Origin of the sequence: Solibacillus sp. FSL K6-1523, from assembly GCF_038005225.1 — a bacterium.
Taxonomy (GTDB): Bacteria; Bacillota; Bacilli; order Bacillales_A; family Planococcaceae; genus Solibacillus.
Window position 1 is genome coordinate 3437855 of sequence record NZ_JBBOSU010000001.1, and the last position, 21883, is coordinate 3459737.

Genomic DNA, 21883 nt, shown 5'->3' on the forward strand with positions numbered 1-21883 from the left:
TAATCCATCGCCCTCCTTCTTCAATAGTTTATGCTTATTTTTACTTCTATTTAGTCCCTTGCCTATTGCTAAACTAAAAAAAGGATGTCATTTATAATGATGACATCCCCCGGGAGGAACTTAATTCAGCAAAGGTTAACCTCTGCTGAATCAAGTGTTAATCGTTTGCTCGTTGTTCTACGAATGTTGCTAATGTACGCACCATGACACCTGTTCCACCTTTTGGTCCGAGTACATGGGGAGCAGATGCATCGGATGTTCCTGCGATATCTAAATGAATCCACGGTGTCTCCTCTGCAAATTCACCAACAAAGCCTCCACCAAAAATCATATGACCATCGCGTCCCGGTGAATTATTTAAATCTGCTACATCTGATTTTCGAATGCGTTTTTTATCATTATTCGTTAATGGTAAACGCCATACAAATTCGCCAGTCTCAATTGCTGCTCCCATAAATTCCTCGAAGAATTCCTCGTCATTCGTTAAAGCACCCGTTTTATCATGACCAAGTGCAACAATCACGCCACCTGTTAATGTGGCCACATCAATTAAATAATTTGCTCCTTGCTGTTTTGCATAAGTTGTTGCATCCGCTAACACAAGACGCCCTTCAGCATCTGTATTCAATACTTCAACCGTTTTGCCGTTATACATCGTAATAACATCATCCGGCTTAATTGCGTTACCTGAAACCATGTTATCTGTTGCCCCAATAACGGCAAGTACATTTTGATTTGGACGTGTAGCACCGATAATTTGCATCGCGCCTAATACTGCAGCTGCACCGCCCATATCCCCTTTCATGCCAACCATACCGTCTTTTGGCTTTAACGAATAACCACCTGTATCATACGTTACCCCTTTTCCTACAAGACCGATTGCATTTTCAAAGTGTGGCGTCGCTTTATATTTCATCGTAATCAGGCGAGGCTCTTCTACGGATCCACGGTTAACTGCTAAAATACCGCCCATCCCGATTTCTTCAAGTTGTGCTTTGTTTAACACTTCAATTTCAAAATCATATTTCGCAGCCATTTCCACTGCATAATTTGCTAAATCTGTCGCCGTTAACATATTGGGAGGTAAATTAATTAATGTACGCGCCTCATTTACTGCGTCTGCATAAATTTTCCCAACTTCAAAGTTTGATGCGACTTCCTCAATTGTTGCTGTTGTAACAAATTGCACTGCATCGAAGTACGCGTCTGCTTCATTGGAAGATGTTTTATAATTTGACATTGTGTAATAACCTAAGTGCAAACCTTCTCCCGCTAAAAATGCAACTTCTTCCTCATCTATTCGATCTGTCGCAAATGAATCCATCCATATAGCAACATCCTTTATTTTAGATGCTTTCATTTCTTTCCCAACTGCCGCAAATGCTTCACGTAAATTATCTGTTGTATTATTTTTTTGTTCACCTAGGCCAACAAAAATAATGCGTTTTAGCTGAGCATTTACACCTGTGTATGGGATTTTCGTCAATTTTTGCGCTTCTGTATTGATATCTCCACTGCGCAACCAAACATCGATTGTTTCACCAAAAAAGTCACTGACTAATGACCAACTTTTCATCTGCTCTCGGTGTTTTTGTATACCGATAATTAATGTTTCAGAAGTAACTGTTTCAAATGTTTTCACGTTTTTTTCAATATTCATTGTTAAATTCCCCCTTAAATTGATAAATTCATTATATACAACTTTCATTACTCCGAACAACGAAATAATCCATTTCCTCCATTCCTCTACGGTAAAGTAGTATTTGAATCGGTTAAATACGTTATCTTCCCAATAATAATGCTATACTATTCGTAATTAAAAGATTATTAATTGAGGGTGGGTGTACTTATCGAACTATTACAAAATACGCCACTTTGGCTCGGTATTTTCGCTATTATTTTTGCACAGCTCTTAAAAGTGCCTATTAATTTTATCATTACACGAAAACTCGATTGGAGCTTACTTACCTCGACTGGTGGGATGCCGAGTTCTCATTCAGCTGCGGTAACAAGTGTTGCAACAGCTGTTGGTTTCGAAGTTGGTTTTAACTCCCCCATTTTTGCGGTGGCTGCCATGCTCGCTGGAATTGTTATGTACGATGCAAGTCATGTGCGTTTCCAAGCTGGACGACATGCCGCTGTGCTCAATGAAATACGCCATGAACTGCAATCATTTTTTAAAGAAATTAAACGTTGGCCTGAATTAAATGAACAAGAAAAAATTGAAGACTTAAAAACTTTACTCGGTCATAAAAAAAGTGAAGTTTTCATCGGGGGATTGTCAGGGATTCTTTTAGCAATTGTTGTATATAACTTGCTTTAAATTGAAAAGACCACAACTCATATAAAAGGTTGTGGTCATTCCTATTTATTATCCAAAATTAGAACATGCGATATCCGGCTTTACGCAATGCAATCATCACAAATCCTGCGACAATCGCTCCGCCTAATCCACCCGATAAAATAACAATATCGACTAAATGTAACGATTGAAACTTATCCATAAGCGCTGGGAAAGCTGAGCCAGGCTTAAAGATGTAATCGAGGAAGCTTACCTCATCAATGATAAATACGACAACAATTGGATAAATAATCGCCATTAACCAAGTCATTCGCAGTAACATATTGAGAAGGAAACCGATTCCAAAAAACATAACAAAAAAGAGAACAACTGAAATGATTACTTGTACTAATGAAACGTCATTCATATTATGTATACCTCCATTTACCTCTCATAAGTTTACATGATTAAGAGGATGCTTTCAATTCCATACTTATAAATCAATTACGCCTCGGCGTAATTGTGTCCAGATTTTTTCGAGCTCGCTCGAAAATCTCCCCTTAAAAATCTGTGACATCCGCCAGGGCTTAGGTCAACACGATGTTGGTCATAAAGGCGTTGTCACAGGACGTGACGGTTTTAGCCTTTGTTCCCCAAATCAGCTGGTTTTTAGAACTCACTGAATAAAATTGCATTTTCAGCATTCATCCTCCACTTTTAGAAATAAGGACTCTTGCTGAATCAAGTTAAAAAGAGAAGCAATGAATTGTCAAAACTTCTCCATAATGTAAAAAATTTATGCAATTTTATAATTATTATTTCTTGAAAAATAAGTGATATTCACTATACCCAAAAACATCGCCTGGGTTAACCCCTTCGATTATGGGATGAATATGCTGTTTTACATGCTCCTGCGCCATTTCTTTTAGCATAATCGAAGCATGTTCATTTTCTAGAATCAATGAAGGAACAAGCCAACACGCTTCTGCAATTTCCCGTTCTTGAATGTGAATCATTGGATTTTCCTCGATAGGCTGGCAATAAAATATCGCCATATTATCACTTATATCATTTAAAATAACGCCCGAGCGAAATCCGATAAGTCCCTTCACTTCGCATGACACACCCGTCTCTTCCTTCACCTCACGAATGACCGCTGTTGTGACGGTTTCAGCTTGTTGTACAAAGCCTGCTGGTAATGACCATGCGCCTTTCAAGCCACCATATGTTTTTTTGACGAGAAGCCATTCACCTTTTGTATTTTCAATAATTGCTGCTACACCAAGCCATACTTTCCCACGATCTGTCGCCATTCCCCCACACCTTCCTTCTTTTATCTATCATAGCAAAAAATTGCACTTTTATATGGAAATTTTCCCAACTTTATTGTCGCATAACTCGCATTGCAAATTTCCCTAAAAAATTACGCAACGCAAAATACACTGTTTAATACATCTATTACACTACAATAATATTGTTTTCCCTTGAAGTTGACGTTAACGTAAATGGTAAGTTAATAAATACAGGAGGTGCGGATCGTGAAATCGATTCAACAAATGAGCAAACAATATCGAGTGACAGCACGAACATTGCGTTATTACGAAGAACTTGGCATTTTATCACCGAATCGCCAAGGGAATACAAGGCTTTATTCACAACGCGAGGAAGCAAAAATGAAATTAATTGTTCGAGGGAAGAAATTTGGTTTTACCCTCGATGAAATTAAGGAAATGGTGCATCTTTTTAATGCGGATCAAACAGGAATAAAGCAGTTGGAGCGCACGATTCAATTTGGCGATGAAAAAATAGCACTCATTGATGAGCAAATTGTTGAGCTGATGAAAATTCGCACAGAACTGGAACAAATGAAATATGATTTTCAACTAAAATTACTAAGCTTAAAGGGGGATTCTTCATGAACACAGCGGAATTATTAACAAGAGCGGCACGGAAATATCCACAGCACATAGCCATTCAAAGTATGGGACATGCAGTTAGTTATGCAACACTTAATCATCAAGCAAATCAGCTCGCTCACTCTTTGCAGCAGCAAGGAATCACGAAAGGTGACAATGTAGCCATTTTCATGCCAAATGTATCAGAATTTGTTGTCAGTTATTTTGCCATTGCAAAGCTTGGAGCAATTGTTGTACCGATGAACGCAAAATTTACCGCGACAGAAATTGAGTTTGTGTTAAATCATGCAGATGCAAAAGCAATACTTGCACATGCATTGATTTTTGAATCAGCTAAAACGATTGATTTTAATGGATTGAAAATCAAAACGGGTGATGCCGTCGAACAATGGCAAAGCTTTAGTAGTTTGTTAACGGGCTCTGGTGGAAATATTAATACCGCGCTAAATGAAGAAGATGATTCTACCTTACTATACACATCAGGTACAACAGGTAATCCTAAAGGCGTCCTCTTAACACATCGGAGCGTACTTGCTGTATCGACGATGATCGCCATTGAAATGGAAGTAAAACCAGAAAGTAAGCTACTATTAATGATGCCGCTTAGCCATTCCGCACCGCTTAATTTATTTTTAATTACATCGATTCTTGTTGGGGCAACCGCTGTATTAACGCCAACTTTCACACCCGATTTATTGTTGGAATCCGTTCAAACTTATAAAACAACGCACTTTTTCGGCGCACCAGTAGCCTATTTATTAACGGCAAGCTCTCCTAAAATTCAAGATTTCGATTTATCCTCCATGAAGTGGTGGGTATATGGAGGTGCTCCATTATCAGAACAGGAAATTTTATTTGTACAAAATAAATTCTCAACAGACCGTCTCGTTTGTGTATACGGTTTAACGGAAGCTGGGCCAAGTGGTTCAATTTTACTCGCAGAAGACCATCCACAGCGCGCTGGATCCATTGGTAAACGGGCACCATACGGGACAGAACTGCGCATCGTCAATGATCAATTTGAAGATGTAGCAGCAGGTGAAGTCGGAGAAATCGTCCTCCATGGTGAAGGCAATATGAAGGAATATTATAAAAACCCAGAAGCAACACAAGCAACGATGCAATATGGTTGGATTCGCTCTGGGGATTTAGCAAAAATAGATGAAGACGGCTACGTATATATTGTAGATCGTAAAAAGGATGTTATTTTTTCAGGTGGAATTACGATTTATCCGAAAGAGATTGAAGATGTCCTTTTACAAATTGAACCTATTTTTGAAGTAGCGGTAATTGGTGTGCCACATGTTGAATGGGGCGAAACGGTAAAAGTTGTTTATGCAGCAAAGCAAGCAGTATCAGAAACAGAAATTCGAGAGTATTTAAGCAAGCATTTAGCAAGCTATAAAATCCCGCGACTGTATGAGCAAGTAGACGGGCTCCCACGAAATGCGTCAGGAAAAATTTTAAAACATACGTTAAAAGGAGATGACAGACATGCAAGTATTAACTGAGCAGCAGGAGCGTACTCAAAACTTTTACATCCACGATACGACGTTACAGCAAATTTTGCAGGATATGCTGAGTGAACCTTTTTATCACTATGCAAACAGAGAACTGACGACATTTGGCGAACATGTTGCAACGGTAATCGATGCACGAGCAAAAGTAACGGACCGCGAAGGCGAACCACGATTACAGCGATATGATGAATATGGTGAAGAAGTTAGTCAAGTCATCGTTAATGAAGGCTATAAAAATACGGTGAAAGAAACATATGAAACAGGGATTGTTGGCTATGTGCACAAAAAAATTCCTGAGCTTAATCAAAAAGGAAACTATGTGTATAGCTTTGCACAAGGTTATATTTTAGCACAAGCAGAACCTGGTTTTTATTGCCCGGTAACATTGACGATGGCAACTGCTTATTTATTGGACCATTTCGCGGATGAGGACGTGAAACAGCGCTTTTTACCACATGTTGCGGCGACGGGCGATGTAGAACTTTTTGAAGGGGCAACATTTTTAACCGAACGTCAAGGTGGTTCAGATGTAGGAGCCAATGTTGTACGTGCAGTCAAAGATGGCGAGCACTATCGATTATTTGGCGAGAAATACTTCGCCTCGAATGCGGGGATGTGCGGTGTGGCGATGGTGCTCGCCCGAATGGAAGATGCACCTGGTGGATCAAAGGGGCTGACATTATTTGCAGTGCCTTGGAAACGTGAAGATGGTACATTGAATGGTATTACGATACGCCGTTTAAAGGATAAATTAGGTGTGCGTGCAGTGCCTTCAGGTGAGGTTGTATTTGATGGTGCACAAGCATTTGTTGTAGGTGATCCATCAAAGGGTATTTACTACATGCTAGAAGCGCTGAATTTATCACGTATTTGCAATGCTGCCGCGTCTTTAGGTATTATGAAGCGCGCCCTAGATGAAGCGATAACCTATGCGACAGCGCGTCATGCATTTGGACATCGCCTATTGGATTATCCAATGGTTCAACAAACGATCGGGACACTTAAAGCTAAGCATCATGCCTCACTCGTCACATTATTTGATTTAGTTCAATTATATGATGATGTTTCTGCGGGTCGCGTCGGTCAAGAGCAGCAACTCATTGTTCGTTTATTGATTGCACTCGTTAAAAAAGAAACAGCTGAGCAAGCCATTCATTTTGCACATGAAGCAATTGAAGTGCATGGTGGCAATGGCTATATTGAGGATTTTGTCACACCGCGGCTACTGCGTGATGCACAAGTATTAACGGTTTGGGAGGGCACAGCGAATATATTAGCGCATGAATTAATTCGGATTATAAAGCAAGGCGGTCATCAGCTATTGCTCGTTTTATTGGAGCAACGGTTAGCACCATTACAAGGAGCCGAGGTGCAATTTATTCAAGAAAAATTGCAGGAAATCACGAGCCAATTGGAGCAATTTACAAAATTACCGGCACCCGTTCAAACATTAGAAGCGAAAGGATTAATGAAAAAATTAAGCGATTTGTATGAAAGTGTAGTTGTTTTAGAACATGCAGAAAAACATGGCACGCATGAACAGCAACTCGCACAAATTTACATTCAGCAAACTTGGAAAACGATCGCATTTGGTGAAATACCATTGGCGGTACAGTATTCATAAAATCTTCCGCAAAACAAAAAACTTGCAACGAAAAGGGCAGAAACCCAATCGTTGCAAGTTTTTTAACTTAATTCAGCTGGGATTTCAAACCCCAGCTAAATTAAGTTAAGCCCCGGCGGATGTCACAGATTTTTTTAGGGAAGCTTTTCGAGCAAGCTCGAAAAAAATCTGGACACAATTACGCCAAGGCGTAATTGATTAATTTAATTAAAAGAATTTAAATTTACCTTTTTTAAGTGTTAAGCCTACGCCACCTACTAAGTATAATGCGCGGTCATCAACAACTTTTTTAAGAGCTGATGCTGTTTTACCAGTAAATTTGCGACCCATTGCACTACCAATCGCATCATCATGACCTAAAGAACATACTGCTCCCTTGTCATCATATACGAATGTTTCTGTTTCTTGACCATTCATTAAGTGCTTAATGTTTTTCGCAATGTTTACTGCTTGTTGCATCGCAATTTGTGCTGTTGGTGGATATGGACGGCCTGCTTCTTCGTTTAATAAGAATGCACAGTCACCTACTACGAACACATCGTCAAATCCTGGAGCACGCATATCTTTACGTACTGCAATACGCGCACGGTTCGATTCGATACCTGAAGTTTCAACTAATGCGTTACCACGAACACCTGCAGCCCATACAACTGTACCGGCTTTAACAAACTCGAACTCATCTTCACCTTTTTTGATGTTAACGCCTTCTGGAGTTGCTTCAACAAGTGGTGTACCGATTGAGAATTCGATACCTTTTTTCGATAATTGTGTTTTTGCATATTCTACAAGTTGTGGATCGAAGCCTGGTAATACCATTGGTGCAGCTTCTACACAAAGTACACGTACTTTTTCTTGTGGAATATCAAACTCTTTACATAGTTCTGGAACACGGTTACCTAATTCACCTAAGAATTCGATACCTGTGAAACCAGCACCACCTACGATAATTGTAAGCTTGCTGTCATCTTTTACTTCATCTAGTGACCAAGATGCAAATTGGTATTCAATATGCTCACGTACTTGACGAGCTGTATTGATGTTTGATAATGCTAATGCATATTCTTTTAAGCCAGGGATACCAAATGTTTCCCCTTCAAAACCTAAACCAAATACTAAATAATCATAAGTGAATTCGCCAGCAGATGTACCTACTTTTTTCGTGTTAACATCAACACTTTCAACAGTAGCTTGTACAAATTTTACCCCACTATTAATAACGCTAGAAATTGGGTAACGTGCTTTATCTGGTGAAATTGTACCTGCTCCTACTTCATGTAACCATGTTGTTTCGTAATGGTAATCATTTTTGTTTACTAAAATGATTTCTGCTTCATTAACATTGATCATTTTTTGTAAATTCACAACAGTTGTTAAGCCACCATAACCCGCGCCTAATACTAAAATTGTTGGTCTTTTCACTTAAATCAGAACCCCTTTAATTTTATTGTATATTGTACTAGCGAAAGACAAAGAAAAAAAGAAGTACACGCATATACTTCCCTAACTACTATACGCTAGGTCGACTTAATTTCGACAAATATTTCCTACCTTTTATATTAGACCTTTTCAGCTCGAATTTCAATAGAATTCTCTCGATAGCTTCAAATTGATTGAATAATAGTAAATGAAATGAAAATGAGGCTATATCAAATATAGCTTACACTTTAAGTAAAGATTATGAACATTTTCACAAATGGAAATTTAATAACATAGCTCGGATTACTATTTAAATTATCCTACTATTTCAAAAGTTAAAATTTCCTCTTTAATTAATTCACAATATTGTGTTCATACAAATAATCATACATAATATCGATAAATAAAAATTCTGCATTCGTCAACGCCATTGAATAGGTTCTTGTCAGCTCACCTGACTCTATATCGCTATATACTTCCGACAATTCACCTTTATGGTCCTTTGTCATCTTAATAATGTTCAAAAGGAAGTATGGTCGCCAACTCCAGTTTCTCCCCTTTGCCTCTTGCTGTATATGCCATTCATCATTTCTCCAAATAATATTAGGCGATGTTTGGAAACCATTATTATCACAAATATAAATTCGAAAAGCGCAATCTTGTAAAGCTGTGGCAAGTTTTTTTAACTTCATTTCATCCTTACCAGTTGGCTGTAATTGCTCAACAATCGTCCAAATCATTTTTTCAAGCTGCTTCATTTCCTCATACTTTTGTAAAAGCTGCTTTTTTTCCGTCACGATAAATTGCTCGCATTCATTTCGAAAACGCTCTTTTAATGAATCCCGCGCAAAGAATTCTTTATGCGGTTGTTGTAAATAAGCGCCTTTATAAAATCTCGCTCCATTTTTCCACCCTTGTTGTAATTGATACACCGTTTCAATATTTTCAATTAAAAGAAGTGTCCCCATCTTCACAGCTAGTGAACGGATTGTTGCAAACACATGATTTTGAGCGCCCCATAAATTATACCCAAGCTGCTCGACATTTATTTTAAGTACAGCAGGTTCTAACATAAGCACATGTTCTAATTGTGTTTGGGAGCCTACATCTGCAAGCGCAATTTTTACACCGTATGTTTGAATATAACGAGTCACATGCTGCAGTTTTTCAATACTCCCTTCATACTTATGCTCCGCCATAACAAGTGTAATATTCGGTAAATCTTCTTCACTTAAAATATCCTTCAGCATTGTAAAATAGCTTTCCCCAAAATCCAACATTAATAAGTTGGGATTGCATGGAATATATAGGTTTACATCCTTCAATAAATGCTTCACCGCTGTAATCGTCTTGCGTACAAATAACAGCTCAATTTCAAATCGAATGTCCTCTGGTACATCTTCTTCATATGTAAATTGTTCAATATTAATTATTGTTTCATTATCATCTAATTGCCCAATCACTTCATAGGCAACTACACAATGACCATCCGCACTATAAATTGGTTCGTATAATGTTTCAATTTGATCTAACTTATCTAACATTTCTAAAACACCCATTCGAAACCCTCCTCAATCAAATGTGCCCTCTTTATCATAGTGCATCTTTAGAAAGATGACAAAAGACTGAACCTATTTATTCGAAATAGCTTGAGTAATTTGCTTTACAACTTTTCAAGCTCGATTTAGAATTAAGTTTCTAAAATAAAAAGTGACACGTAATATATTATATTTTATTCTTAAGGAGGCAATAGGTATGGATAAACAAGGACAAGAAAAGTTTTTAAGTTTTATTTTACAAAGAGTTCAAGAAGGCAAGGAAGACGAAGCAAAAGCGATACTTTTAGAAAACTTCAAGAAACAAGATGAGGGTACTTTTTCACAAAACGATATTCAAGCGTTTTTCCCTAAGATGATGAACCTTTTAAAACCGGAAAAGTTAGATGAGGTACAAGCTATCGCAAAACAGTTCTCTGGGAGCTTTGGCAATAAATAATGTTTTGAAAATAATGAAAGCCACTTTTCTCGGGTTTAAAGTGGCTTTTTGGGTTATCTATTTTTCATTTAGGTTATGTGTACAGCAAAGCAATCCGATTCTACACATTTAAATGCTCGATATCCCAATCCAAAGTTAATATGCTTTTTAACTTTGTCACTTCAATCTCACCAAGTGTATTAATCAATTGTTGTTCAATTTCTTCTTTGTAATGCGCATTTTTTTCATAGCACGTCTTACCAAATTCAGTTATGTTAATCACTTTATGTTTTTTACTATGCTCAGCACTACTTACTTCTACCAATTCTTTTGCCTCTAAACTTTTCACAAATTTATGAGTGGCTTGTCTAGAAAAATCAACGTCTTTTGCTACATCCGAAATCGTCAGTTGTTTATTATAAATTTTACTCATAATACGCCATTCCGAATTGGAAATATATATATCATTATTATTATTCCATTTTTCTTCAGCAAGCCGTCGAAGTATTTCATAACGTTCGCTCAACAAATCAATGATATCTTGATTTTGCAATTCGTCCTTCAACTAGTTCACCTTCATCCCATATTTTTTTGTACCTACTATACAAAACAAAACACCTATCGTCAACTAAGTTGACAAAAATCAATTAATTTATTACAATTAATTTAGTCAACCAAGTTGACAATATTTTTTGTGGAGGGAAATACATGTACAATGTTGGTGATACAGTCATTTATTCATCACACGGACTTTGTTCTATAGAAGAAATTTGCGAACAAACTTTTAGCGAAATTACAAAAAATTATTACGTCTTAAAACCACTAAATGATCCAAATTTAACGATTCGTACCCCTGTTGATAATTCAAATACACAAATAAGAGATATTATGAAAAAGGAAGAAGCAATTAAAATATTACACTCATTTACTTCTCCTGGTATCGAATGGGTTGAACAAAGCACACATCGTATGAGACTTCACACAGAAATTATCAAAACGGATGATAGACAAAAACAAGCCCACCTCCTAAACACACTATTACGTAAAAAAATGGATTATGAAGCTCTCGAAAAGAAATTTCCAATGCAAGAAGAAAAGTTACTTCTAACTTTACAAGAACTTATATTTTCAGAGTTTTCTATCGTACTCAATAAATCTTCTGAGGAAATTTATGACGAAGTGTTAGCACAACTGAACTAAAATTCGCTCATATCATATTGAACTCATTTTTCACATTAATAAAACATTTATTTTTTGGGGCAAATATAAAAGGCACTCTTAAGCTAGTATTTAAGAGTGCCTTTCATTATGTCGTTTAGTTTATAGTCACCTTCTAGCAAAGTCATCGTCATTCATTTCTCGTCCCTGTTGTTCAACCCTTCTTTTTCAAAAATAAAAAAAGCCTCTTCAATTTGCATTGCTTTCGCAACATACAAATCAAAAAGGCTTCGTATATACATCATTATAGTGTTCTGTTTACATATTTTAAGTTTTGCAGACACACCAGCATCTTACATCTTTTTTACAAATCTCGTTTACTTTTTATAAAAAGTAAATTACTCGCAAACTTCAGGTGTACTTTCACGTGCTGCTGCTTTAAAGCTCGTACCACAACCACATGAAGCGAGTGCGTTTGGATTGTCGATTGTGAATCCGCCACCCATAAGCGATTGTTTGAAGTCAATTTTCGTATTTTGTAATATAGCTGCATCTTCTGTAGATACGATTATTTTAATGCCATGTTGTTCGTCGGTAAAATCATCGTCATTCACAACTTGATCAAATGTCATTCCATATGAAAGACCACTACAGCCGCCGCCTTTCACGGCAATACGTAAAATTGCATGTTCTTCTTCATTATGAACCATCATTTCTTTGACTTGAAATGCGGCCGCTTCTGTTAAAATAATTACTTGTTTTTCACTTGTCATTTCAGTCACCTACTTTCTTATATTTATCATATCAATTGCAGTTCATTTCTGACAACAAATGTGCTTTGCAAGTCAATTATTCCTATAGTTCAAATTTAATTGAAAGGGAAATATACCTAAATATTTCATATTTGAATTACTAAACGATTACTGCATGTATCGGATTATTGCTATAATAGATACATAATTAAATAGCGAGGGGTATGAATTAAATGGAAATCTCACCTTTTTACGAAAAAGATATAGATTGTATGCATTGCAAAAAAAGTTTCCCTACATTAAAGGTGCGCTCAAAATTCATTAAAATAGCGCAAACCGAATCTGACTTTCAGCCAATATATGCAGATGAAAACGTTAATGCACTGTATTATAATGTTTTTGTTTGTCAGCATTGCGGTTTTTCATTCACAGAAGACTTCTCCAAATATTTCGCACCGGGTGTAAAAGAAGATTTAGATGAACAAGTTTGTGCAAAATGGATTCCCCATAGCTTTAAAAACGAGCGTAATATATTTGATGCCATTCAAGCATATAAACTAGCCTTTCTTTGCGCCACAATAAAAAAAGAGAAGTACGTCATCACTTCAGGTCTTTCTCTGCGCTTAGCTTGGCTGTATCGCTCATTAAAAAATTCCGGGCAAGAAAAGCGCTTTTTAAAGCTAGCCCGCGACCATTACATGGAAAGCTTCTCGACAGAAGATTACGCAAGTACGCAAATGTCTAGTGTGCGTGTCATGTATTTAATCGCAGAACTTTCTCGTCGTTTAGAAGATTATGAAAATGCAACACGCTTTTTCTCACGCGTCATCGAAAGCCAACGTACTGGTGGCGAAGGACAACTTGTAGAAATGGCAAAAGAGCAATGGGAGCTATTAAGAGAGACACGTGAACAATCTAAGAGCTAGCAACTTTGATTTCATACAACTTATCGATTATTGAATCATAAAAAATGGAGCGCAGGAAATAAATCCCTCGCTCCATTTTATGCTTTATACTTAGAAAACTTGCTCTACTTCGATAATACCTGGTACTTCTTCTAAAAGCGCACGTTCGATACCCGCTTTTAACGTAATCGTTGAACTTGGGCAACTACCGCATGCACCTAATAAACGTAACTTTACGATACCATCCTCTATATCTACTAATTCACAGTCACCGCCGTCACGTAATAAGAACGGACGTAATTTATCTAGTACTTCTTGTACTTGTTCTGTTTCTGTCATTTTACTCGACTCCCTTCATTAAAGTCATTATAATGTGAAGAAGTGAAAAAATCCAATATTGTATTACGAAAGGTCGGAAATTGTATGTCTAACGTAAAACCTATTATCGAAATTTTCGGTGCAAATATTATTTGCGCTAGCTGTGTTAACGCCCCATCATCAAAGGATACATACGAATGGTTACAAGCTGCCATTACGCGTAAATACCCAGACCAAGCCTTTTCAATTCGCTATATTGATATAGAGGGCGTAATTGATAATGACCGCGATGCAGAGTACGCTAGCCGCATTCAAGAGGACGAATTTTTTTATCCACTTGTACTCATTAATGATGAAGTTGTAGGAGAAGGCTATATTCAATTGAAACCTGTTTTCTCTACACTTGAAAATTTAGGTTTTACTGCCGCTGAATAGTATCCTGTCCTAAAAGTAAAAGGTCATCTTTATTAATGAAGAGAGTGAAATCAATTGTATGATTTCACTCTCTTTTACTTTTATTTAAATTGCCTTATAAATTCCACTACAACTTAACTTGAATAAATCATTTAATTTAACTTAACTTAAATTCCTTCACATGCTCATTCAAAGTAAGTGCCATATCATTCGTCTCATTCACGGTATGTGCTACGTCATCGATAAAATCGGTCGTTTGTAGCGCCGCAGATGTTAAGTGATTCATCGTTTCTTCAATTTCGCGAATCGTTAAAGTTAGTTGTTGAATCATTTCTACAACTTGATCGGACTTTTCTACTTCGATTGTCATTGCCGTAGATATATCTACAATTTGATCGACCGTTTCCGTAACCGCATATGCAATCGTATTTAATGATTGTACAGTCAGTTGTACAGTTGCCGTTCCTTTTTCAATATATCTTGTATTATCTTTTGTGGAAGTGCGAACATGATCGATATGATTCATAATATCTTGTACTAATTTTTCAACTTCTAATACTTCATGATTCGATTGCTCTGCAAGCTTACGTACTTCCTCTGCAACGACCGCAAAACCTTTCCCATGCTCTCCAGCACGTGCCGCTTCTATCGATGCATTAAGCGCCAATAGGTTCGTTTGTGCAGCAATTTCAGCGATAGTTGTTGTAAACATTTGAATTTTTGTTGCCGAAGAAACTAAATTCTCAACCGTTTGACTTACTTCGTCGGAGCCTTTTTGAATAAGGATAATGTCATTTTTAATATGTTGTGCATTTTGTTCCCCTTCACGCGCAATTTGTAATGTTTGCTGTGAATTTTGTGCGGTATGATCTGCCCTTACTTTCATCGTTTGTAGTTGCTTCGCTAAATCCACTAAGGCATCATTCGCTTTCTCGGCATGATGCATACCATCTGTAACAGAACATGATACTTCGCCAACGCTATTTGCGACACTGTGCATCGTATTCGTCATTGTATTTAATGTTTGTGCAGATTTCCCCGCATTATTATTTAATGTTTGCGATGTTTGGCGCATCGTTAAAATCATCTTTTGCAAGTTTTCTGTCATTTGATTTAACGTTCGCGCTAAATCTCCTACTTCATCATGACTTTTGACAACCGTCTTCTCCACTGCTAGATTACCATTAGCAATCTCTCTTGCTTGATTGATTAATACACTGATTGGTCGTACTTTGCGGCGAATTAAAAAGCCCGTAATCATTGATGCTATTAACATCGGTAAAATGCTTAATAAAATGCCATCACGCACGACATCCCATGTACGTTCTTTTACAATATTCGCATCAAAATCAATGACACTAATCGCGATAATCTCATTATTAGGGTCATGGTCTTTGTAAATCGGCGCATATCCTGAAAGGCGTTCCATCCCACCGAATGTATAAATCTCTGAATATGTTGGATGTTTATCACGTAGCAATGTTGCTATCGCTTTTTCATCCATGTGAAAACGATCCCCTACTTGATAACCATCTTTTGATAGATTTTCATCAAGAGCTGCAAGATTTCCATCAAGCGTTAAAATATATTGCGTTTGAAAAATATCTTTATGAGCAATTGTCCAATTCAGCGTTTCGCCTACTTGTTGTTGCTTTTCTACATCTCCATTCATTGCTCGTTCTAAATCAACTGACGAAATTAGGCCAGTTGTAATATTAGCACAGCCGTAAGCCTCTATCCCTGCCGCTTCATATATTTTATTATAAGCCGTGAAATAAGTAGCAAAAGAGCTAATACATAACATTACTACTAATATCCCAGCAATAATTGTCCCCAATTGAAATGTTAGTGAATTTTTAGGATTCATAGTGTATTTCCCCCTTATCAATTACGCACCGGCTAACTTTAGTCCAGATTTTTTCGAGGGCCCACAGGACGTTGGTCAGTCAGCCGTTGTCACACGATGTGACGTTTTTAGGCTGACTTCCTGCACCCTTAAAAAATCTGTGACATCCGCCGGAGCTTAACTTGATTCAGCCTGGATTGAACCCCCACTGAATAGAATTACCTATTTGGCATTCATCCCCCGCTTATAGAAATAGGGATTTCTGTACCTGCCGCTTCGCTTTCGGTACAAATACATTTGCTGAATCAAGTTTAATATCAATCTATGCCTCATAGCATACTATAAAAAAGAAGTATTTTATATACACCTTATAACAAAGTTTCATTTAATATTTTTTAAAGTCATACGGTATTCACACATTACTATAAATATAATAGAGTTCAAATAAAATTAACGACTTAAAGTGCAGATATAAAAAAATCCCGCCACAAAGCATCATTTACTTTGTAGAGGGATTTTCCTTTTTACTTCAATTTATTTAATTATCATTTTGACGTTTGTACATCCAAAGTAAGCCGGATTTCATTAATCGTGCAATACGTCCTGTTACCGTCGTATCTGCTAAATGAACGAATCCTTGTTTTTTACCTAGCGAGCCCATAAAGCCCTTCATTTTAATTTCTGCTAGCTTTTCAGGTAATTGCTCACCATTCCAGCGGTGACGTAATACTTTTACAATACGTTCCCCTTGCTCCTCTGCAAGTTGTGCTGTTGGTGGTAAATGTGAAGAAGCTGAATCTCCTACAACATATACATTTTCGTCGCCAATCACATGATAATGCTCTGTTAAAATCGGACGATTAAATTTATCTTTTTCAACATCTAATTCTCGAACAATTGGTACAGGTTGAACACCGGCAGTCCAAACAATCACATCTGCTTCAATCACTTCGTCATGATTGTAAAGTTTACCTTCTTCAACACGTGTAATATTCGATTCTGCAATGACATCTACATTATGTTTTACGAACCATGATTTCACATAATGACTTAATTTTTCTGGGAAATCACGTAAAATACGAGCTGAACGGTCAAATAATTTAATATTTAAATCCGCGCGACTTTCTCGAAGTTCACTTGCTAATTCAATTCCTGATAATCCGGCACCGATAATTGCAACCGTTGAGCCTGGAGCTAATCCACAAACCTTTTCAAACGTTGTGCGTGATTTTGCGATTGTTTGAATACTATATGTGAATTCTTCTGCACCAGGAACACCATGGTATTTATCGACACAACCTAGACCAATCACAAGCTGATCATATTCGATTTCTTGGCCATCTTCTAAAAATACTGCCTTCTCTTCACGATCAATTCGAATAATTTCTCCATATACTCGTTTTAATCGATCATTTTCTGGAAATGCAACACGAATTTCCTTATCTGTTGATGTTCCAGATGCTAACGCGTAAAATTCCGTTTTTAAACTATGGTATGGTGTACGATCTACTAAAGTAATTTCCACATCCGCTGGTAAGTTTGGTAACAGACGAAGTAAGATTCGCATATTGCCATAACCGCCGCCTAATAAAACAAGTTTCTGCATAGCTTTCCCTCAAATCAAATGAATTATATGTTATGTTCACAAAGTTTCCAAAATCATTATAACCCTTTGTGATAACTTTCACAATATGTTATTAGCAATATTGTGAAGCTTTTCACAAAAACATAGAAATTGACGAATAAACAAAAAAAAAGTAGCATTGCTATGAGTGAGGTGACGGTTTTGAATCCATTAGTAGAATTTTGCATTAGTAATCTCGCAAACGGCGCGCAGGAAACGTACGAAGCGCTGGAAAGAGATCCGAATATCGATGTACTTGAATATGGTTGCTTAAGCTTTTGCACAAAATGCGAGCAATCTTTTTATGCAGTCGTGGATGGCGAGGTTGTTGAAGCGCAATCTCCCGCTGAGCTAACAAAGCGCATTTATGAATATATTGAAGAAAATCCAATGTGGTGATTTTTTCTGCATATTAATAATTTAAATATCAATCATTAAAAACACTTTCTGAAAAAGGGGAGTTGATTTCCATTCCGGGTCGGACGCTTTCCCCGGGCACGGCCTGAGCCTGTAGTCTCAGGCGTCGTGCTGTTCCCGCAGGAGTCGCCTCCCCTTCATTCCAATCAACTCTTTCTATTCAATTTTGTCCCATTGTAAATCCTAATCATTTTTTTGAGTATAAAATTAGTTTTAGCTACTAAATATTTTTATGTAGGTCCAATAGACATGCAGTTTAATTTCATTTTTGCAACACCGAATCGTCACTTTAAAGGTACAATTTTACACAAAGGTTGTATGCTTTTACTTCTTAACGCGAAAATAGGATAGATCTTTTCCATTAGGATAAAATTTATTTAGAATGATGCCGCCTCCCACGGCAAGCGGCGCAATAAATCCAGAAAGCTTCAGTAGACAAAACTCGAAATAGGCTGGCCTTGCACAAAGCACAAAGATGAGTCGTACAGATCTGTGCAACAAAGCTGTGCGCCTCATGTGCTTAGCCAGCCTAAACTAGCAAGCACTTTATTAGAATAATTTATATGCATTTAAATAACCAAAAGGCCCTCCAAAGATTGGAGAGCCTTTATTTTTTGCCTTTGAATACATTTAATTTGTTATTAATTCCAACATATTTTCGATACAATACGTCGGCTGTTCAGCTTGTTGCTTTACGATATGTGTCGGTGTGACGCCGGTATTCACGTGAAGTGTGTCACAGCCATAATTAATACCGCATAAAATATCTGTATCATAATTATCGCCAATCATAAGCATGTCCTCTTTTGAATAGCCATGCTCCTGTGCAATAATTTGCAGCATGACAGGAGAAGGTTTTCCAATAAAGATTGGCAAGGCGCCTGCTACATTTGCTACTAAATGAACTAAAGAACCATTCCCAGGTGCGAAACCATTTTCAGTTGGAAACTTAATGTCCCCATTCGTTCCAATGAGTTTTGCGCCTTTTTGAACAGCAAAGCTTGCTTGTACGAGCTTGTCATACGTCATTTGTCGGTCAATACCCATCACAAGTACCGAACAAGGTGCATCGGTAATAATGAGCCCTTCTTGCTCTAATGCCGTACGTAGCCCGATTTCTCCAACGACATTAACCAACATATCCGGACAATTTTTCGCTACATACTTTGCTGTTGCAAGTGAGCTTGAATAAACATGTGAAATCGGTGCCGTAATTCCGATATCCTGCAAGCTTTGTTGTAGCTGTTGTGGTGTTTTAGAAGAATTATTCGTCACGTAAAATGGCTCAATCTGTTGGCTCTGTAAATGGTGAATAAACGTTACAGCAGATGTAATGCCCTCTTTTCCTCGATAGACCGTGCCATCTAGGTCAAAACAATACGCTTTGTACGATTTCATTGATGATCCTCTGGTAAGAATGCTGAAACAGGACCTAATTCATTTGTTAAATAATCCTGTACTTTCCCAGAAAATTGCTTCATTATTGGTAAGTTCTCCGTTAACACATGAAGAATTTCTTCATTATCGACCGCGATAAATTCACGGACAATCATTTTTCGTAACCCAACTACTGCTTTTATTGGTGCATCCATTTCAGGTGTAATGACCTTTTCATCGACAAAAATATCAATAATATCTTCATAACTCCCCGGGTCACGCATAATAAAGCCATCAATGATTAGATTTCCGACATCCATCATCGCTTCCATTACGTTATGACCGATGCGTTGTAATGCAAGTTTACTAATGTCATCTGCTAGCCAGTCCTTTTTCGCTTCAAAAAGTGCTAACAGTTCGTCTAAGTGTGCTAAATTTAAAGTAATTTTGTTTCTATCTACGAAATACATAGATAAAGCCTCCATTCAGTCAATAAAAGTTGATAGTGTTTTCCCTTATATAGTACCATATTCTTTAGACATGGAAGGGGTACAAAACAAAATGGAACGATTTTTCTTATATGATGATGTAGAAGATACAAAAACGCGCTTTGTTAGCTTTGCTGGCAAAACACAACGCTATGATTTGGCCATCCTACAAAGCGGTCGATTTTTTGGAAAAGTGCTCGTCCTTGATATTCAATTTGGACGCTTTGCTATTATCGGAGCCGATGATGTAGAGGAAGAAGGCTATTTAGAGCAAGTGTATAATCGCAGTGAAGTAGATACAGAAGATTTACGAGAATACTTACGAGAATTATTAAGCTAACCAAAAAGCACAACTCAGATTAAAATTGTCTGAGCTGTGCTTTTAATTTGCATTATTTAATGCTTATACTTCCTGATTCACCGCTGTTAAAACATCCTCGGTATTTTGACGAGCTACTGTGGCTTGCTCAGGTGCACGTCCTATTTTTTTAACAATAAAATAAGCACACCCGAAGTTACAATACTCATATAAATAATCTTCTAGCGTACTAATTTTTGTATCAAAAGTTGATTTTTGATTTTTATCATCGAAAAATCCTTTTAGGCGCAGTTGACCATATCCCCAGTCCCCTATAATATAATCATACTTCGATAAAATGTCCGAATAACGTCCCGTAAATGCTTCTTCATTAAAGCCCTCACGCACATCTTCAATCACTTCATATACATAGCCATCCGCAATAATCACGTTGAACACCACCTATCTTCTCTTATATATTACGTATTATTATTAGATATGTGCAATTTTACCTATAATTTTTAGGCTGTTCTATTTATTAATCATTTCGAGTAATCATATTTCAACCTTATTTTGTGTGGCTGCATTCACTTGCTCATCTGCATGATAGCTACTGCGTACAAGCGGGCCAGCTTCACAATGGCTAAATCCCTTCTCCATCGCGATTTTACGAAGTTTACCAAATTCCAGTGGTGAATAATATTTTTTCACCGGAACATGCTTTTTCGTCGGCTGTAAATATTGACCGATTGTCATAATATCCACATTGTTTGCACGAAGGTCATCCATCACTTCATATATTTCCTCCACCGTTTCACCAAGTCCAATCATTAACGATGATTTTGTTGGAATCGATGGCTGCATTTCTTTTGCACGTCTTAAAAATTCCAGTGAACGCTCATATGTAGCCTTTGCACGAATTCTCGGTGTTAGTCGACGAACGGTTTCGATATTATGGTTTAAAATATCTGGTTTTGCGTTCATCAATAATTGAAGGTTTTCTTCGTGACCACCTAGATCAGAAGGTAAAACTTCAATGGATGTTAAAGGGCTTTTGCGTCGGATTGCACGTACCGTTTCTGCAAGAACTTCTGCACCACCATCTTTTAGATCATCACGAGCAACCATTGTGATAACAATATGCTTTAAGTTCATAATCGCAACTGAATCAGCAACGCGCTCTGGCTCTGCCAAATCCAATTCATTTGGTAATCCCGTTTTGACTGCACAAAAACGGCATGCACGCGTACATACTGAACCTAAAATCATCATCGTAGCAGTACGCCTTTCTCCCCAACATTCATGAATATTCGGACAACGTGCTTCTTCACAAACAGTATGCAAATTATTATCACGCATTAATTTTTTTAACGCTTTGTACTCATCATTCGTATTTAGTTTAATTTTTAACCATTCTGGCTTGCGTAAATGCTCTTCTTTATTGCTAGTTGGCTTACAAGATGTCATATTTTTTTCGTCCTTTCACTCAACTAAAAGTAGGTATATTACTGTTGTCAATGTAACATATTCCACCAATTGCAACAACTCACTTTAT

Annotated in this window: 24 protein-coding genes; 10 read left to right on the forward strand and 14 right to left on the reverse strand. The window is 37.3% G+C overall.

What is annotated here, in order from left to right; translation table 11 throughout:
- Window positions 1–157: 157 nt before the first annotated feature.
- Window positions 158–1660: a leucyl aminopeptidase gene (locus MHI10_RS16680; RefSeq protein WP_340787349.1), complete on the reverse strand. Its 1503-nt coding sequence runs from the start codon at window positions 1658–1660 to the stop codon at window positions 158–160.
- Between the two features lie 177 nt (window positions 1661–1837).
- Here MHI10_RS16680 and MHI10_RS16685 point away from each other — a divergent pair, with 177 nt between their 5' ends.
- Window positions 1838–2323, forward strand: a complete 486-nt coding sequence (locus MHI10_RS16685) for a divergent PAP2 family protein (RefSeq protein ID WP_340787350.1) — start codon at window positions 1838–1840, stop codon at window positions 2321–2323.
- Window positions 2324–2381: 58 nt separating this feature from the next.
- Here the strand turns inward: MHI10_RS16685 and MHI10_RS16690 are convergent, their stop codons facing one another.
- Both MHI10_RS16690 and MHI10_RS16695 read right to left on the reverse strand, forming a co-directional pair.
- On the reverse strand, window positions 2382–2708 hold the full coding sequence (locus MHI10_RS16690) for a YuiB family protein (protein WP_340787352.1): 327 nt from the start codon (window positions 2706–2708) through the stop codon (window positions 2382–2384).
- Between the two features lie 388 nt (window positions 2709–3096).
- A complete protein-coding gene (locus tag MHI10_RS16695; RefSeq protein WP_340787354.1) occupies window positions 3097–3594 on the reverse strand; it encodes an NUDIX hydrolase in 498 nt (165 codons plus the stop codon).
- A gap of 225 nt (window positions 3595–3819) precedes the next feature.
- Here MHI10_RS16695 and MHI10_RS16700 point away from each other — a divergent pair, with 225 nt between their 5' ends.
- From MHI10_RS16700 to MHI10_RS16710, 3 genes are read left to right on the forward strand one after another with little or no spacing between them, the layout of a single operon-like run.
- On the forward strand, window positions 3820–4200 hold the full coding sequence (locus MHI10_RS16700; protein ID WP_340787356.1) for a MerR family transcriptional regulator: 381 nt from the start codon (window positions 3820–3822) through the stop codon (window positions 4198–4200).
- Window positions 4197–5708, forward strand: a complete 1512-nt coding sequence (locus MHI10_RS16705; protein ID WP_340787357.1) for a class I adenylate-forming enzyme family protein — start codon at window positions 4197–4199, stop codon at window positions 5706–5708. The genes MHI10_RS16700 and MHI10_RS16705 overlap by 4 nt, the downstream gene beginning before the upstream one ends.
- A complete protein-coding gene (locus MHI10_RS16710; protein ID WP_340787358.1) occupies window positions 5692–7341 on the forward strand; it encodes an acyl-CoA dehydrogenase family protein in 1650 nt (549 codons plus the stop codon). Before MHI10_RS16705 ends, MHI10_RS16710 begins: the two co-directional genes overlap by 17 nt.
- Before the next feature lie 207 nt (window positions 7342–7548).
- Here the strand turns inward: MHI10_RS16710 and MHI10_RS16715 are convergent, their stop codons facing one another.
- Both MHI10_RS16715 and MHI10_RS16720 read right to left on the reverse strand, forming a co-directional pair.
- Window positions 7549–8760 (reverse strand): NAD(P)/FAD-dependent oxidoreductase, encoded by a 1212-nt coding sequence (locus tag MHI10_RS16715; protein ID WP_340787360.1) that lies wholly within the window; start codon window positions 8758–8760, stop codon window positions 7549–7551.
- A gap of 350 nt (window positions 8761–9110) precedes the next feature.
- Entirely contained in the window at window positions 9111–10316 is a 1206-nt protein-coding gene (locus MHI10_RS16720; RefSeq protein WP_340787362.1) for an EAL-associated domain-containing protein, read from the reverse strand.
- Window positions 10317–10512: 196 nt separating this feature from the next.
- On the opposite strand from MHI10_RS16720, the gene MHI10_RS16725 reads away from it, so the two are divergent.
- The gene (locus MHI10_RS16725) at window positions 10513–10752 is read left to right on the forward strand and encodes a hypothetical protein (protein ID WP_340787363.1); all 240 of its coding nucleotides are present in this window, start codon (window positions 10513–10515) and stop codon (window positions 10750–10752) included.
- 100 nt (window positions 10753–10852) lie between these two features.
- On the opposite strand, the gene MHI10_RS16730 is transcribed toward MHI10_RS16725, so the two are convergent.
- Complete coding sequence (locus MHI10_RS16730; RefSeq protein ID WP_340787364.1) at window positions 10853–11284, reverse strand: MarR family winged helix-turn-helix transcriptional regulator; 432 nt, start codon at window positions 11282–11284, stop codon at window positions 10853–10855.
- Window positions 11285–11439: 155 nt separating this feature from the next.
- Here MHI10_RS16730 and MHI10_RS16735 point away from each other — a divergent pair, with 155 nt between their 5' ends.
- Window positions 11440–11931, forward strand: coding sequence for a CarD family transcriptional regulator (locus tag MHI10_RS16735; protein ID WP_340787365.1), 492 nt, complete (start codon window positions 11440–11442; stop codon window positions 11929–11931).
- A 356-nt stretch (window positions 11932–12287) separates the two neighbouring features.
- Here the strand turns inward: MHI10_RS16735 and MHI10_RS16740 are convergent, their stop codons facing one another.
- Window positions 12288–12662 carry a HesB/IscA family protein gene (locus MHI10_RS16740; protein WP_340787367.1) on the reverse strand — a complete coding sequence of 125 codons (375 nt, stop codon included), beginning with the start codon at window positions 12660–12662 and terminating at the stop codon, window positions 12288–12290.
- 212 nt (window positions 12663–12874) lie between these two features.
- Here MHI10_RS16740 and MHI10_RS16745 point away from each other — a divergent pair, with 212 nt between their 5' ends.
- The gene (locus tag MHI10_RS16745) at window positions 12875–13567 is read left to right on the forward strand and encodes a DUF2225 domain-containing protein (RefSeq protein ID WP_340787368.1); all 693 of its coding nucleotides are present in this window, start codon (window positions 12875–12877) and stop codon (window positions 13565–13567) included.
- Window positions 13568–13657: 90 nt separating this feature from the next.
- On the opposite strand, the gene MHI10_RS16750 is transcribed toward MHI10_RS16745, so the two are convergent.
- The gene (locus tag MHI10_RS16750) at window positions 13658–13885 is read right to left on the reverse strand and encodes a NifU family protein (protein WP_340787370.1); all 228 of its coding nucleotides are present in this window, start codon (window positions 13883–13885) and stop codon (window positions 13658–13660) included.
- Window positions 13886–13969: 84 nt separating this feature from the next.
- On the opposite strand from MHI10_RS16750, the gene MHI10_RS16755 reads away from it, so the two are divergent.
- Window positions 13970–14299, forward strand: coding sequence for a YuzD family protein (locus MHI10_RS16755; protein ID WP_340787372.1), 330 nt, complete (start codon window positions 13970–13972; stop codon window positions 14297–14299).
- Window positions 14300–14435: 136 nt separating this feature from the next.
- Here MHI10_RS16755 and MHI10_RS16760 read toward each other — a convergent pair whose 3' ends face one another.
- Window positions 14436–16145, reverse strand: coding sequence for a methyl-accepting chemotaxis protein (locus MHI10_RS16760; RefSeq protein WP_340787374.1), 1710 nt, complete (start codon window positions 16143–16145; stop codon window positions 14436–14438).
- A gap of 517 nt (window positions 16146–16662) precedes the next feature.
- Window positions 16663–17730 carry an NAD(P)/FAD-dependent oxidoreductase gene (locus MHI10_RS16765; RefSeq protein WP_340787375.1) on the reverse strand — a complete coding sequence of 356 codons (1068 nt, stop codon included), beginning with the start codon at window positions 17728–17730 and terminating at the stop codon, window positions 16663–16665.
- Window positions 17731–17910: 180 nt separating this feature from the next.
- Between MHI10_RS16765 and MHI10_RS16770 the strand changes: the two genes are divergently transcribed.
- On the forward strand, window positions 17911–18147 hold the full coding sequence (locus MHI10_RS16770; RefSeq protein ID WP_340787376.1) for a YuzB family protein: 237 nt from the start codon (window positions 17911–17913) through the stop codon (window positions 18145–18147).
- A gap of 648 nt (window positions 18148–18795) precedes the next feature.
- Here the strand turns inward: MHI10_RS16770 and MHI10_RS16775 are convergent.
- Complete coding sequence (locus tag MHI10_RS16775) at window positions 18796–19563, reverse strand: TIGR01457 family HAD-type hydrolase (RefSeq protein WP_340787378.1); 768 nt, start codon at window positions 19561–19563, stop codon at window positions 18796–18798.
- Entirely contained in the window at window positions 19560–20012 is a 453-nt protein-coding gene (locus tag MHI10_RS16780; protein WP_340787379.1) for a DUF86 domain-containing protein, read from the reverse strand. Before MHI10_RS16780 ends, MHI10_RS16775 begins: the two co-directional genes overlap by 4 nt.
- A gap of 91 nt (window positions 20013–20103) precedes the next feature.
- On the opposite strand from MHI10_RS16780, the gene MHI10_RS16785 reads away from it, so the two are divergent.
- Window positions 20104–20370, forward strand: coding sequence for a DUF3055 domain-containing protein (locus MHI10_RS16785; protein WP_340787381.1), 267 nt, complete (start codon window positions 20104–20106; stop codon window positions 20368–20370).
- Between the two features lie 63 nt (window positions 20371–20433).
- Here the strand turns inward: MHI10_RS16785 and MHI10_RS16790 are convergent, their stop codons facing one another.
- Window positions 20434–20778 carry a YutD family protein gene (locus MHI10_RS16790; RefSeq protein ID WP_340787383.1) on the reverse strand — a complete coding sequence of 115 codons (345 nt, stop codon included), beginning with the start codon at window positions 20776–20778 and terminating at the stop codon, window positions 20434–20436.
- A 105-nt stretch (window positions 20779–20883) separates the two neighbouring features.
- Complete coding sequence (gene lipA, locus MHI10_RS16795; protein ID WP_340787384.1) at window positions 20884–21795, reverse strand: lipoyl synthase; 912 nt, start codon at window positions 21793–21795, stop codon at window positions 20884–20886.
- Window positions 21796–21883 lie beyond the last annotated feature (88 nt).

Excerpts from the sequence above, each read along its gene's own strand:
- MHI10_RS16725 (WP_340787363.1), top strand. The coding sequence starts at position 10,513 with ATGGATAAACAAGGACAAGAAAAGTTTTTAAGTTTTATTTTACAAAGA.
- MHI10_RS16695 (WP_340787354.1), bottom strand. The coding sequence starts at position 3,594 with ATGGCGACAGATCGTGGGAAAGTATGGCTTGGTGTAGCAGCAATTATT.
- MHI10_RS16765 (WP_340787375.1), bottom strand. The coding sequence starts at position 17,730 with ATGCAGAAACTTGTTTTATTAGGCGGCGGTTATGGCAATATGCGAATC.
- MHI10_RS16705 (WP_340787357.1), top strand. The coding sequence starts at position 4,197 with ATGAACACAGCGGAATTATTAACAAGAGCGGCACGGAAATATCCACAG.
- MHI10_RS16690 (WP_340787352.1), bottom strand. The coding sequence starts at position 2,708 with ATGAATGACGTTTCATTAGTACAAGTAATCATTTCAGTTGTTCTCTTT.
- lipA (WP_340787384.1), bottom strand. The coding sequence starts at position 21,795 with ATGACATCTTGTAAGCCAACTAGCAATAAAGAAGAGCATTTACGCAAG.
- MHI10_RS16710 (WP_340787358.1), top strand. The coding sequence starts at position 5,692 with ATGCAAGTATTAACTGAGCAGCAGGAGCGTACTCAAAACTTTTACATC.
- MHI10_RS16720 (WP_340787362.1), bottom strand. The coding sequence starts at position 10,316 with ATGGGTGTTTTAGAAATGTTAGATAAGTTAGATCAAATTGAAACATTA.
- MHI10_RS16750 (WP_340787370.1), bottom strand. The coding sequence starts at position 13,885 with ATGACAGAAACAGAACAAGTACAAGAAGTACTAGATAAATTACGTCCG.
- MHI10_RS16740 (WP_340787367.1), bottom strand. The coding sequence starts at position 12,662 with ATGACAAGTGAAAAACAAGTAATTATTTTAACAGAAGCGGCCGCATTT.
- MHI10_RS16745 (WP_340787368.1), top strand. The coding sequence starts at position 12,875 with ATGGAAATCTCACCTTTTTACGAAAAAGATATAGATTGTATGCATTGC.
- MHI10_RS16785 (WP_340787381.1), top strand. The coding sequence starts at position 20,104 with ATGGAACGATTTTTCTTATATGATGATGTAGAAGATACAAAAACGCGC.
- MHI10_RS16780 (WP_340787379.1), bottom strand. The coding sequence starts at position 20,012 with ATGTATTTCGTAGATAGAAACAAAATTACTTTAAATTTAGCACACTTA.
- MHI10_RS16775 (WP_340787378.1), bottom strand. The coding sequence starts at position 19,563 with ATGAAATCGTACAAAGCGTATTGTTTTGACCTAGATGGCACGGTCTAT.
- MHI10_RS16755 (WP_340787372.1), top strand. The coding sequence starts at position 13,970 with ATGTCTAACGTAAAACCTATTATCGAAATTTTCGGTGCAAATATTATT.
- MHI10_RS16760 (WP_340787374.1), bottom strand. The coding sequence starts at position 16,145 with ATGAATCCTAAAAATTCACTAACATTTCAATTGGGGACAATTATTGCT.
- MHI10_RS16735 (WP_340787365.1), top strand. The coding sequence starts at position 11,440 with ATGTACAATGTTGGTGATACAGTCATTTATTCATCACACGGACTTTGT.
- MHI10_RS16680 (WP_340787349.1), bottom strand. The coding sequence starts at position 1,660 with ATGAATATTGAAAAAAACGTGAAAACATTTGAAACAGTTACTTCTGAA.